At 26.2% G+C, this 13,472-nt stretch carries 13 protein-coding genes; 10 read left to right on the plus strand and 3 right to left on the minus strand.

Annotated features, from left to right (window positions below):
* Positions 1–107: 107 nt before the first annotated feature.
* Positions 108–818 (plus strand): DUF445 domain-containing protein, encoded by a 711-nt coding sequence (locus tag AACT_RS03415; RefSeq protein ID WP_172124977.1) that lies wholly within the window; start codon positions 108–110, stop codon positions 816–818.
* A 47-nt stretch (positions 819–865) separates the two neighbouring features.
* Here AACT_RS03415 and AACT_RS03420 read toward each other — a convergent pair whose 3' ends face one another.
* Positions 866–1,102 (minus strand): hypothetical protein, encoded by a 237-nt coding sequence (locus AACT_RS03420; RefSeq protein ID WP_172124979.1) that lies wholly within the window; start codon positions 1,100–1,102, stop codon positions 866–868.
* A gap of 84 nt (positions 1,103–1,186) precedes the next feature.
* Between AACT_RS03420 and AACT_RS03425 the strand changes: the two genes are divergently transcribed.
* Together AACT_RS03425 and mfd are read left to right on the plus strand one after the other, a co-directional pair.
* Positions 1,187–1,552, plus strand: a complete 366-nt coding sequence (locus tag AACT_RS03425) for a hypothetical protein (RefSeq protein WP_228720529.1) — start codon at positions 1,187–1,189, stop codon at positions 1,550–1,552.
* Positions 1,552–4,539, plus strand: coding sequence for a transcription-repair coupling factor (gene mfd, locus AACT_RS03430; protein WP_172124981.1), 2,988 nt, complete (start codon positions 1,552–1,554; stop codon positions 4,537–4,539). The genes AACT_RS03425 and mfd overlap by 1 nt, the downstream gene beginning before the upstream one ends.
* A 363-nt stretch (positions 4,540–4,902) precedes the next feature.
* Here the strand turns inward: mfd and AACT_RS03435 are convergent, their stop codons facing one another.
* Both AACT_RS03435 and AACT_RS03440 read right to left on the minus strand, forming a co-directional pair.
* Positions 4,903–5,928, minus strand: a complete 1,026-nt coding sequence (locus AACT_RS03435) for an endonuclease/exonuclease/phosphatase family protein (protein ID WP_228720530.1) — start codon at positions 5,926–5,928, stop codon at positions 4,903–4,905.
* Positions 5,907–7,622, minus strand: a complete 1,716-nt coding sequence (locus tag AACT_RS03440; protein WP_172124983.1) for a diguanylate cyclase — start codon at positions 7,620–7,622, stop codon at positions 5,907–5,909. The genes AACT_RS03435 and AACT_RS03440 overlap by 22 nt, the downstream gene beginning before the upstream one ends.
* 159 nt (positions 7,623–7,781) lie before the next feature.
* Here AACT_RS03440 and AACT_RS03445 point away from each other — a divergent pair, with 159 nt between their 5' ends.
* From AACT_RS03445 to AACT_RS03475, 7 genes are all read left to right on the plus strand, one after another.
* Complete coding sequence (locus AACT_RS03445; RefSeq protein ID WP_172124985.1) at positions 7,782–8,228, plus strand: Spy/CpxP family protein refolding chaperone; 447 nt, start codon at positions 7,782–7,784, stop codon at positions 8,226–8,228.
* 80 nt (positions 8,229–8,308) lie between these two features.
* Complete coding sequence (locus tag AACT_RS03450; RefSeq protein WP_172124987.1) at positions 8,309–8,986, plus strand: response regulator transcription factor; 678 nt, start codon at positions 8,309–8,311, stop codon at positions 8,984–8,986.
* A complete protein-coding gene (locus tag AACT_RS03455) occupies positions 8,983–10,233 on the plus strand; it encodes an ArsS family sensor histidine kinase (RefSeq protein ID WP_172124989.1) in 1,251 nt (416 codons plus the stop codon). Before AACT_RS03450 ends, AACT_RS03455 begins: the two co-directional genes overlap by 4 nt.
* Before the next feature lie 29 nt (positions 10,234–10,262).
* Positions 10,263–11,387 (plus strand): BaiN/RdsA family NAD(P)/FAD-dependent oxidoreductase, encoded by a 1,125-nt coding sequence (locus tag AACT_RS03460; RefSeq protein WP_216658218.1) that lies wholly within the window; start codon positions 10,263–10,265, stop codon positions 11,385–11,387.
* A 45-nt stretch (positions 11,388–11,432) separates the two neighbouring features.
* Positions 11,433–12,263, plus strand: a complete 831-nt coding sequence (locus AACT_RS03465; protein ID WP_172124991.1) for a TIGR00282 family metallophosphoesterase — start codon at positions 11,433–11,435, stop codon at positions 12,261–12,263.
* A 166-nt stretch (positions 12,264–12,429) separates the two neighbouring features.
* A complete protein-coding gene (locus AACT_RS03470; RefSeq protein WP_172124993.1) occupies positions 12,430–13,221 on the plus strand; it encodes a P-loop NTPase family protein in 792 nt (263 codons plus the stop codon).
* Positions 13,222–13,226: 5 nt separating this feature from the next.
* Positions 13,227–13,466 (plus strand): hypothetical protein, encoded by a 240-nt coding sequence (locus AACT_RS03475; RefSeq protein WP_228720531.1) that lies wholly within the window; start codon positions 13,227–13,229, stop codon positions 13,464–13,466.
* Positions 13,467–13,472: the final 6 nt, after the last annotated feature.

A 13,472-nucleotide genomic window follows, 5' to 3' on the forward strand; every position in this document is an offset into this window, starting at 1 on the left:
ATAAAATTATATGAGCCTTTGATTACAGAATAGTGACAAAATATTTTTAAAAGCTATTTCAAAAACTTATGATAAAATCTATCTTATTTTAATAGGGGAGATTTTTTATGAATAAATCAGATATTACAAATTTAATCACCGTTTTAATCATGGCTTATGGTTATTCAAATGGAAATGAGACGGTTTTTATGGTTGGACTTTTTGCTCTTAGTGGTGCGGTTACAAATACACTTGCTATTCATATGCTTTTTGAAAAAGTGCCATTTCTTTATGGTTCAGGTGTAATTGAAAATAAATTTGATCAATTTAAACTTTCAATTCATAACTTACTAATGAATCAGTTTTTCACTCGTGAAAATCTAACAAGATTTTTCCAAGATGAGGTAAATAGTGCGAAAAAAACTATTGATTTTGAGAAAATTTTAAATAAAACAGATTTTTCACCTGCTTATGAATCTTTAAAAGAATCAGTAATGCAATCAAGCTTTGGTGGAATGTTAGGAATGTTTGGAGGAGAAGCAGCTTTAGAGCCTTTAAGAGAACCTTTTACAAAAAAACTTCAAGCTTCGATAATCTCAATTTCAAGTAGTGATGCATTTCAAGATGTTGTAAATGAAGCATTAAAATCAGAAGATTTAAGCGAAGATATTTACAATAAACTTAGCCTAATCGTAAATGCAAGACTAGAAGAATTAACACCTGCAATGGTTAAAGAAATAGTTCAAGATATGATAAAAGAACACTTAGGATGGCTTGTTATTTGGGGAGCTGTTTTTGGTGGACTAATTGGATTATTTAGTTCTTTAGTTATGAAATAAAAGAAAGATTTATTCTTTCTTTTATATTGGAATTATTTTAAAATAGTTTATGAATACTGTGGTATTTCATATGCATTTTGTTCTTTTCTAAAAGTTAATGCACTTTTCAAAGACTCAACTTCACTTTCTAAAAAAGTTTTTTCTTCTTGCAATTCTCTAATCATTTTTTTCAAAGTTTCAATTTCCATATGTAATATATCATTTCTTTTTGCTAAAAATAACTTCTCTCTTTTTAATTCTTCATTTTCTTCCATAGAGAGTTTATGTAGTAGTTCATAATTCATTTTTAATCCTTCTCAAGAAAAGTAATCTTTTATAAATCTGATTAATAATATATTGTATCATAATTTATAAAAGTTATTTTTTATTTGAAATCAATAACAAAACTTTTATATGTTAGAATACCGCAAAAAAGTTTTGAGGGTAAAATGGAAGGTATTGAAGTAGTAGTTTTATTAGATGTTGGTGGTTTAGAAGATAAAGAAAAGTTTGAAAAACATGTTAAAAAAGAAGGTTTTAAAGCTATTGAAGGTGAAGATTTTGTATATACAGCACACTCAACAACGACAACATTTTCTACTAAAGCTTATATTTTAGAAGTGTTTAGAAAAGGTCTTCAAAAAAATAGTTTTAATGATGCAAATTTAATTTTCTTATTAAATGAAACACCTTATCCTACTTATTATTATGATAAGAATACAAATGACTTTGAGCTAGTACAAGTAGAAAAATAGTGAAAAATATTTATGATTTTTTAAAGAATCTAAAAAATGAAAAAAGAGTAAAAGAGTGCCAACTTTTAATAGTAAATGATGATAGACAAGCTCAAATAGCTTCTGATATTGTGGCATATTTAGGTTTTAAATCTTTTGTTTTATCTGATTTTAGAGCAAATTTCGGAGATGATTTACTCTCTTTTTCTACAGAACTTCAAGATATTACAAAAGTTCTAAACTCTTATTATAACTACAAAAAACAAGACAAAATTTTGATTTCACCTATTAGAACTATTTCGTATGCACTTCCAAAAGAAAAGTGTTTTGATAGTTTTACTATAAATTTTGCTGATACTATTAAAATAGATGAATTTAAATCAAAACTTTACAACTGGGGATACTATTTTGTAGATATTGTTACAAGTGAAGGTGAAGTTTCTATTAGAGGAGATATTATAGATATCTGTCCTTTAGGAAGTGATTTAGGATTTAGGGTTTCACTTTTTGATGATGAAGTTGAGAGTATTAGAAAATTTGATATTGAAGATCAAAAATCACTAAAAGAAGAAATAGAAACTTTTTCTATTAACCCTGCATTTTTAGCACTTGATGAAGAATCAATGGGGGCTATTAATGAGCAAATAGAAACTGTTTCAAGTGATGCTTTTATCAAAGATATTCACTCTTTAGGTTTCTGGTATTTAAATGATTTAGGAGAATATTTACCTAATAATTTAAGTTCATTTATCACCCAAGAAGCTTTAGATGAAATCGAAGAAGTTTATGTTTTTGAAGAAAAAAGAATAAACAAAGATAAGTTTTTATTAACACCTCAAATATACAATAGTAAAACTTATCAAGAAATAGCACCTGCAAATGTAAAAGAGTTTATCTCTTTTCATAAAGAGAAAAAAATCACTATTATTTCAGGTACTGAAGCTAAGGTAAAAGCTTATGATTTAGATTTAAATGACAAAAATATTAAATATGTTTTTGATAACTATATTCTAAATTTACTTGGAAATGATGAAGTAATAATCTCTTTAAATAAAGAAGTTAAAAAAAGAAGAAAGAAAAAAGTAAAACTAGTTCTTGATGAACTTCAATTAAATGACTATGTAGTACACGAAAAACATGGAATTGGTCAATACAAAGGAATTGAACCTGTTACAGTTATGGGCGCAAAAAGAGACTTTGTAATAGTTATGTATGCAGGTGATGACAAGCTTTTAATTCCTGTTGAAAATATAGATTTAATTGATAGATACGTAGCTGATGGAAGTTCATATGCTGTTGTTGATAAGCTAGGTAAGGGAAGCTTTGCTAAGCTAAAAGAAAAAGTAAAAGATAGATTATTTGCCATTGCAAATGATATTATAAAATTAGCAGCAGCACGTGAACTTGTAAATGGTATCAAAATAAATACTGAGAAAAAACTACTTGAAGATTTTCCAAAAAGTGCTGGATTTGATTATACAAAAGATCAAAAAAGAAGTATTAAAGAGATTTTTGCAGATTTAAGTAGTGGAAGAGTAATGGACAGACTTCTTTCAGGAGATGTTGGATTTGGTAAAACTGAAGTTGCAATGAATGCAATGTTAGCAGTTGTTTTAGATGGTTTCCAAGCACTGTTTATTTGTCCAACTACACTTTTAGCTTCTCAACACTTCCATGGAATTCAAAAAAGATTCTCAGAATTTGGAATTAAAGTTGCTAAATTAGACGGAAAAACATCAGCTAAAGAAAAAACAAGTATTAAAAAAGCACTAGAAAATGGTGATATTCAAATAGTAATTGGAACTCACTCATTATTAAGTGTTAAAACAAAGGATTTGGCTTTAGTGATTATTGATGAAGAGCATAAATTCGGAGTTAAACAAAAAGAGAAATTAAAACAATTAAGAGAAGATGTTCATATTTTCTCAATGAGTGCTACACCAATTCCAAGAACTTTAAATCTAGCCTTATCAAAACTAAAAGGTATGAGTTCACTTCTTACCCCTCCAACAGAGAGATTAGGAGTTCGTACTTATGTAAAAGAGTTTAGTGATAAACTTATTAAAGAAGTTGTTTTAAGGGAAAAAAGAAGAGGTGGACAACTTTTCTATGTTCATAACAATATCGCTTCAATTGAAGCAAAAAAAGCAGATATAGAACAAATAGTTCCAGGAATAAAGATTCAAATAATTCACTCTCAAATAAAACCAGAATTAGCAGAAAAAATAATAGAAGATTTTGAAGAAAAAGAGTTTGATATATTACTTGCAACTTCAATAGTTGAATCAGGACTTCACCTACCAAATGCAAACTCAATTATTATTGATGGAGCAGATAGATTTGGAATTGCTGATTTACATCAACTTCGAGGGCGAGTAGGGCGAAGTAATAAAGAGGGATTCTGTTACTACGTGGTTGAAGATAAAAAACAAATTACAGATGATGCAGTAAAAAGACTTGTTGCTCTTGAATCTAATTCATATTTAGGAAGTGGAACAGCTTTAGCTCATCAAGATTTAGAAATCAGAGGTGGTGGAAATATCATCGGTGAAGCACAAAGTGGTCATATAAAACAAATAGGATATGGTTTATATCTTAAAATGCTAGAAGATGCACTTGCAAGTCTAAGTGGTGATGAAAAAGCACAGAAAAAAACAGTTGATATTAAACTAGCAATTTCAGCTTATATTTCAGATGATTATATCCATGAAGATAGAGTTAGACTTGAACTTTATAGAAGACTAAGTAAGGCTAGTGATATTCAAGAAGTATATAAAATAGAAGAAGAGATGGAAGATAGATTTGGTAAACCAGATATCTTTACAAAACAGTTTATCGAACTAATAATCATAAAAATACTTGCCCTTGATAAAGGTATTCAAACAATTAGTTCTTATGAAATGGCAATTACATTTACAAAAGCTGATGATACAAAAGAGACAATTAAATCTCCAAGCAAAGATGATGATGATATTATTGCTACGACTTTAAGGTATTTGAGGAAGTAAAATATAGGACAAAAAAAAAGAGAAAGCATATTGCAACTTTCTCTTTTTTAACTTAGGGTTACATGTCTAGAATAAATCATTAGGAGGGATATTTATTCTATGTTAAAATTCAAAAAAAGATTTCATAAAAAATAAACTTAGGAGATTTATTTTGAGAAATCTTTTAAAAAAGAGAATGAAAGCACACTTTCTCTTTTTCGTACTTAAGGAAGAGCATGAACGATTTAAAAATAATTGTTTGTATTTTGGGTTGCTCTATAATAAATTACTGCAAAATTTATTATGAAAGAATTATAATAAATCCAAGTGTGTAAAAAGGGGGTTTTTACATTAATATAAATTTTATTATCTAATTTTATTTTTTTATCTAAATTTAATCTCACAAACAACTTGAGCATGGTCACTATTTAGAAGTGAACCATTCTGATTTTTTTGTAAATGTTTATCCAACACTTCATAAGATGTTACTTCTGCTATATTATCTTTTGCTTTTTTATCAAATTTATTTGAAACAAAAATATAATCAAGTACATTTCCTTTTCCTGCAAAATAGCTTGTTGGTGTTCTTTTTACACCTTTAAATTCTGGATGAGGATTATAAACTTTTTTTTCATGAAGATGATAAGCATCTAAAAGTAAAAACCTATCATTTTTTCTTTTTTCTTCATGATATTTTCTATTTGTTAAAGCATCAATAGTTAAAGAAAATTCTTTATCATTTAAATCTGTTAATAAAACTGCTGGTCTTTTTGTTCTTTTAATATTTGAGTAGAGTGAACTAGCTTCGCAAAGCCTTTGTTTTAAAGAAACAGAATAATTCTCTTTTAAAGCTTTTGAAACTTTTTCTATCTTTTCATCCATTGAAGAATTTTCTGTGAAAATATATTCAAACTCATTATCTCTATTTGATTTTAAATGACAAACATAAACATCTAGTTCTTTTTCATCTTCTAAACAAATTGTAGCTTTAATAGGTTCCCTAGCAAATTTGAAAAAACCTTCATAATAGTGTTTTTTTAAAGCTAAAAAATCAATATCTACTTTTTTTAAGTTTTTAATAGGATATTTTGATGCAATTGCAACTGTTGTACTTATATAAATCTTATCATTATTTTTACTGATTCTTGCATTATCAACTGTTTTAAAATATTTAAACCCTAAGTCGCCTACTAACTCTTTTAATGCAAGTTTAGAAAAAACTTCTTGAAAACCAATAATATCGCAATTCATATTTGTGATTTGCTCTTTTATCCAAGTTGTTTTTTCTATCCATTGTAAAGGAGTAAATCTTTCTTTTTTTGTGTACCAAGAATAAGGAGGTTCAACAAATTGGTATAAATTAAAAGTGCCTATTCGTATTGTCATTTTCATTTTTGTATAAAAATACAATTCCTTCCATTATTTTTAGCTTCATATAGAGAATCATCTGCTTCTTTATATAAAGCATTAGTATCTAAAAGTTCAAACCCTATTCTTGATGCAATTCCTATTGAAATAGTTAAATGTTCTGAGACCTTACTTCTTTTGTGCTCAATATGAAGTGATTCTATTTCATTTTTTATATTATTTGCAAATTCAATGACTTTGTCTTTATCAAGTCTTGTAATAATACCAAACTCTTCACCACCTAGTCTAAATGCAAAATCACTACTTCTATTTGTATATTTTTTAAGAACATTTGCAACTTCTATGAGAGCTACATCTCCTGCTTGATGTCCATAATTATCATTATAGTCTTTGAAATAATCTACATCTATTATTAAAAAAGATAAATAGCTATTTTCTCTTTTTGCTCTGTTTATTTCTTTATCTATTTTTACATTAAAAAATCTTCTATTAAAAAGTTGTGTTAAATCATCTGTAATAGACAGATGTTCAATATGTTTTTTATCTGTAATATTTGTTCTAATTGCAGTAAATCCAACTATTTCATCATCTTTAATTACAGGCTTTATTATTGCAAGAACCCAATAGTCATTATTGTTTTTATCTTTGTTTTTAATTTCACCTTTCCATTCTTTTTTACTAAGTAATGTATCCCACATATCTTTATAAAATGAATCAAGAGTATCTGGATGTCTTATAAGACTATGGTTTTGTCCAATTAGTTCTTGTCTTGAATAAGCTGAAATTTTACAAAAAGCTTCACTTACATCTGTAATAATTCCTTCTTTATTTGTAGATGAAATTATAATATTTTCATTAACAATATCTACGTAGTCTTGTAATGTTCTTTTTGTAGCAATTTTATTCTCTAAAACACTATTTAAATTATTTGCAAGGGAAATAAATTCTTTAAAGGTTAAATTATCGGTATTAATTTTAATATCTTTTTTAGATGCTTTTTCAAAAGAAGAGGTCAAATTTTGAATATTTACTTTTATATATTTTGATAATTTTTTTGAAATTATATAAATAACAATTAAAATTAGAATAAAAATTGCCAATAAAGTTATAATTTCACTTTCTATACTTTTTTTAAAAATTGCTTCTTTTCTAGCTAATTCTATTTCAATTTCATCTAAATATGCACCTGTTCCTATAATCCAACCATATTTTTCATACTCTTTTACAAATGCTAGTTTGTCAAATTCTTTTATTGTATCTGGCTTTTTAAATTTGTAAAATAAAAAACCATCTGTTTTTAATGAATCAATTTGTTTTTGTAATAATTCTTTATCAGGATATTCTATTGCAGGTTCAAGTCTTTTTCTATCCCAAAGTAAAGCTTTTCCATCTAATGTATTTACAAAGATATAACCATCTTTACCTACAACATATGATGCAAGTAAATTTAATATGTTATTTCTATTTTCTTTTTCTATTTCTTTTATATCACTATTAGCTGGTAATTTTTTAGTTAGTTCTTCTAGCATATTATTATTTTGATCTACTAAATTATAAATAATTTGGATTTCTTTTATTAATTCATTTTTTTTGTATTGAATAAATTCTTTTTTTATATGTTGAATGTCTTTTTTATGGCTCATATATTGGAAAAAAATAGATACAAAGAACACTACTGTAGTACATATAAAAGCAATAGAAAAAATGAATTTATTAATAAATTTTGATAGTTTCATAGTTATTATTCTTAATATTATATTTTAAGTATATATTATATCAAAAGAAAAATAATTTCTTCTTTTTTACTTTGATTAAGTTTTCGTTAATATAAAATTTATAAATGGTTAAAATAATAATGTAACAATTTCAAATACCAAAATTAAAAAGGATTTAAAATGACAACAAGAAATAAAATGATATCAGGATTAGCGTTAAGTACACTTTTAGCAACAGGATTATTTGCAGGAAATGAGCAAATGAAAAGAGATGGAAATTCATCTTGTATGATGAAAAAAGGTTCTATGGATAAAGGTGGAAAGCATGGTGAAAGATCAGTAATAGGAATATTTAAAAGATTAAATTTAACTCCTGAACAAGATGCACAAATAGAAAAAATTGTACTTGAAAATAGAGCTAACATGGAAAGTTTTGATGATGCATTTACAAAAGATGGTTTTGATAAAGCTAAATATATTAAGATTATGAACGAAAAAAGAGATAATATGTTAAAATCTAATGCAGAAATATTAGAAAAATCTTATGCGATTTTAACACCAAAACAAAAAGAACAATTAAAAGTTTTAATGGATTTAAGAAAAGAAAAAATGGATAAAAAATTATAAGATTTTTTATAAATACCGTTAAAAGTAAATTGAAAATGATTAGGTTCCTTTCAAATAGGGACTATTTAAAAGGATAGATTTTGATAAAAATTGCAATGATAGAAGATGATTTAGAATTAGCAGATGTTCTAACACAATATTTAAAGCAGTTTAATATGGAAGTTACCAACTATGAAGAGCCATTTTTGGCTCTTTCATCTTTGAGAATAAATAAATACGATTTAATTATTTTAGATTTAACTCTTCCTGGAATGGATGGATTAGATGTTTGTAAAGCAATAGTAAAAGATTTTAATATTCCAATTATAATTTCAAGTGCGAGAAGTGACATAACAGATAAAGTAATAGCTTTGCAATTAGGAGCAGATGATTATTTACCAAAACCTTATGATCCAAGGGAATTAGAAATTAGAATTAAAACAATTTTACGAAGATTTAATCACTCAAATGTACAAGAAGAAACTAATAACAAAACTTTTATTTTAGATAGCGATAAAAGAGAAATTACAAAAAATGGAACTTATATTAAACTAACAGCAGGTGAATTTGAGGTATTATCTCTTTTTATTAAAAGAGAAGGTTTTATAATTTCAAGGGAAGATATATTTGAAAATTCAGATATATTAAATCAAGATTATGAAAGTACAGGTTCTTTAGCTGTTCTTATAAATAGAATAAGACATAAAATAGAAGATAACTCAAAAGAACCACAATATTTACATACAATAAGAGGGATGGGGTATAAATTTACACAATGAATAGACAATCAATATTTTTTACAATCACTGTAAGTTTTATAATATCAGTATTATTAGTAATAGCTAGTTTTGTAGTATTAGTTACACATGATTATAGAGCTAAAGAGGGACAACTTTTAGATAAATATATTCCTGTAATCAAAATGCTTGCAAGACAAGAAAGAGTTGGATTTGATGAAAACTTTTTAAAAAATCTTGAAGAAATAGAATATACACTTTTTTTGGATACTGGAAAAATAAATGCTATTACATATAATCCTAAAACGAAAGTATTAGTAGAAAAAAATCATCCCAAGTTTAATGATATTTTTAGAGTATTAAGTTTAGATAATACAAATTATATTTACATAAAAAAAAGAAATGACACCTTGTTAATTCGTGATAATAGTAGCTCAAATAGTAATTCTTTACTTTATATAACTTTAGTTTTTTCAATTTTATTAATTACAATTATTCTAGTTTATTTAATAACTCTTAGAAAACTAATACCTCTTAAAATACTAAAAGACAAAGTAAAAACCTTAGGTGATGAAAATTTTGATTTTGAGTGTTGTAATAGTAACTCAAAAGATGAAGTTTCTCTTCTAGGAATGGAGTTCAAAAAAACTGCTTTAAAATTAAAAAGCTTAAAAGAAGCTAGAAATATTTTTATAAGAAATATAATGCATGAACTTAAAACTCCTATTACAAAAGGTAAATTTTTAACGCAACTTGAACAAAATGAAGAAAATAATGAAAAATTAAAATCAGTTTTTTCAAGACTTGAATCTTTGATAAATGAATTTGCCTCAATAGAAGAATTGATTTCCTCTTCAAAAAATATAGAAAAAAAGATTTACTTCTTAGAAGATATTATTGATAATGCAAAAGATATTTTAATGATAGAAGATGAACATGTAATAGGAAAATTTGAAAATAAAAAACTTGAAATAAATTTCAAATTATTTTCAATTGCAATAAAAAATCTAATAGATAATGCTGTGAAATATTCGCCAAATAAAGAAGTAATCATAAAAAATGAAAATGAAAATATAATTTTTGAAAATCAAGGTGAAATTTTAGAAAATCCATTGGAAAGCTATTTTGAACCATTTTCTTCAAATGAAGATAAATCAAAAGATTCTTTTGGCTTAGGTTTATATATAGTTCATAATATTTTAAAAGCAAATGCTTATACTTTAGAATATGAACACATAGATGGTATAAATAGATTTATATGTAAAAAGGATGAAGTATCTACGATATAGCAATTATAGGAGCTGGAGCTAGTTCTTTAATGCTAGCTTCTAATCTTGATAAAAATAAATACAAAAATATTTGTCTTATTGATACAAATGCAAAATTAGCTCCTAAAATAAAAGTCTCAGGTGGAGCAAAATGTAATATTACAAATGAACTTGTAAGCTCTAAGAATTATTTAGGTGATAGGAATTTTGTAAAAGAGTTATTAGAAAAATTTTCAAAAGATGATTTATTAACCTTTTTAAATAAAAATGGCGTATTTCCTAAAATTAATCCAAAAATTGTAAAAGGAACATATTTTTGTAACTCTTCTCAAGATGTTATAGATATGTTTACAAAACTCACAACTCATATAAAAAAATATTTAAATACTACAGTTTTAGATGTGGAATTTAATAATCATTACAAAATAAAAACAGATACAAAACTAATAGAAGCAAAAAAACTTGTGGTGGCAAGTGGTGGATTATCATATGCAATGTTAGGAGCTTCATCAATTGCTTTTGATATTGCAAAAAAGTTTGGGCATACAATAGAAAAACTTGAACCTGCACTTGTAGGGTTTACAGTACAAAAAGAGCAGTTTTGGTTTAAAAACCTTTCAGGACTTTCAGCACCTGTTCATACTTTTGTAGAAGGAAAAACTTTCGAAGGCTCACTTTTATTTGCCCATAAAGGCTGTTCAGGTCCAGTTATTTTAACAACTTCTCTTTATTGGAAAAAAGGAAAAATTGCAATTGATTTTTTACCTAAGAAAAAATTAGAGAGTTTTTTAACAGGAAATAAAATTATTTCAACAGCGCTACCACTTCCAAAAAGATTTATGCAAGAATTTTTAGCTTCTGTTGAACTAGAAGATAAAAGTATCTCAAAATTAACAAATGAAGACAAAGAAAAATTAAAACGACTAAAATATTATGAATTTCCACCTGCTGGAAACTTTGGATATACAAAAGCAGAAGTTACCAAAGGTGGCGTAAATACAGATGAAATAGATCATAATAGTTTTGAAAGTTTAAAGCAAAAAGATTTATATTTTATTGGAGAATGTTTAGATATCACAGGTGAGTTAGGTGGGTTTAATTTTCAAATTGCCTTTAGTGAAGCCTTTGTTTGTGCTAAAGAGTTAAATAAATATAGACCTATCAAAGATGAATAAAAGTTTATTTTTATACAATTACAAAAAAATTAATAAAGAAGATTAATGAGAATTGCATTTATAGGTGATATTGTAGGTCGACCTGGACGAAAAATAATAAAAGAAAACTTAGTAAAAATAAAAAAAGAGTATGAAATAGATTATGTTATTGCAAATGGTGAAAATGCAAGTCATGGTTTTGGACTTACTACAACATCTTGCTCGGAGCTTTTAAAAGCTGGTATTGATATTATCACAGGTGGAAATCATAGTTTTGATAAGAAAAAAGATATGATGGTTTTACTTGAAACTGCAAATGTATTAAGACCTGATAATTATCCTGAAGGTTTAGTTGGATCTGGAATGAAAGTTTGTGATGTACAAACTGCTAATGGAATTGAAAAATTAGCTGTAATAAATCTTATGGGACAATTTGCAATGCCAACTGTTGAAAATCCTTTCAACTGGGCTAAAAAACTTGTATCAAAACTTCAAGAAGAAGAAATCAAAAATATTTTTATAGATTTTCATGGTGAAGCAACAAGTGAAAAAAGAATTATGTTAATGATGTTTAAAAATCAGGTAAGTGCCATTTGTGGAACACATACACATGTTGGAACTGATGATTTACAAATTTATGAAAATACAGCATATTTAACTGATATTGGACTTACAGGTTGTAGAGATAATGTAATAGGTATGGATAGTAAAATTCCAATTCAAAAAGCAACAACTGGAATTGGTGGACATTTTGAAGTTCCAAACTCTTGTAAATCAATCTTACAAATGATGGTAATAGATATAGAAGAAGGAAAAGCGCAAAGTGCATTTAAAATAAAAAAATATTGTAATAATCCAAAACTATTTATCTCAGAGGCTTTTGTTGAGTTAATATGAGTTTGATTTATATTAGTATATACAGTCATTCACAGTATATGGAATTAATAAAAATTACGATAAAATAATTGCACTATATGGTTATGAAATCTCTTTAAATAAAGTTTATTTATGATTTCATGGCAAAATTGTTGAATTTATGAAACGAAATCCAAAGGTCTAATTGATGATTATAATTCCACAAACAAAAGGTGGTGTAGGTAAATCTACAGTTGCGATGCAAGTTATAGCTCCATACTTATACAAAAAACATGGCAAAAAAATCACATATATCGAAATTGATGATGAAAATAATGATTCAAGATCATTTACAAGAACTGAAATAGTAAATAAAAGAATGCTAGGAACAAATAAATTATCAGAGCTTGATGAGTTAATTTTAATGGATGATAATCACGAAGTTATTGTTGATGTAGGTGGAAATAAAACTTCATCTTTAGTGCTTGAAGAGATAAAAAAAGTAGGTTCTTTTGGAAATATTAAGTGGATTATTCCCTTAGGTGATGGTGAACTTGATGGGAAAAATGCCATTAGTACTATGAAAAAGATTAGAAAAATCGAAAGAAATCCAGAAGAAAATATTATTTTTGCTTTAAATAGAGCAATTTCCATGGATGAAGATTATTATAATGAGCAGTTTATTAATTTTTTCGGACATAAGTATTTGGATTCCAATTCAGTTATTTGTGATTTTGCAAAAAATCCAAAATACTTCCCTGTAAAAAACGATAAAGTAATTACAATGAGTAGATATTTAGGCTCAACAGTTTGGGAAATGGCTTATAATAACACTGATTTTGGCGCAAAAGCTATTAAGGCAAAAGAGATGGGAGATATTGAAAGTGCAAGAAAATATCTCTTTTTTAGAAGAATACAAACAGAAGCAAAAGATTATGTATTAAATACATTAAATAAAATCTTTTGTGATTTAGATAGATGGATTGAAATTAAAAAATGAGTGATATGAGTTTTAAACAAGCTAAAGAGCTTGTTGAACGAATGGAATTTTCAGAAATTGCATTAAAAAGAGCTGTTGAAAATATAGAAAGCTCTACTCAAAATTTTGAAACAACACTAAAACATCAAGAGGATATTATAAATAAACTGCCATATGCAGATAAAAAACTTTCATATATGTCAATTGCAGTTGCTGTTAATATAGGTTTGATTGTAGGAATTTTAATAGGTAAATATCTTTTATAGAAATAA

The sequence above is a fragment of the Arcobacter acticola genome (assembly GCF_013177675.1).
GTDB classification, from domain to species: domain Bacteria; phylum Campylobacterota; class Campylobacteria; order Campylobacterales; family Arcobacteraceae; genus Aliarcobacter; species Aliarcobacter acticola.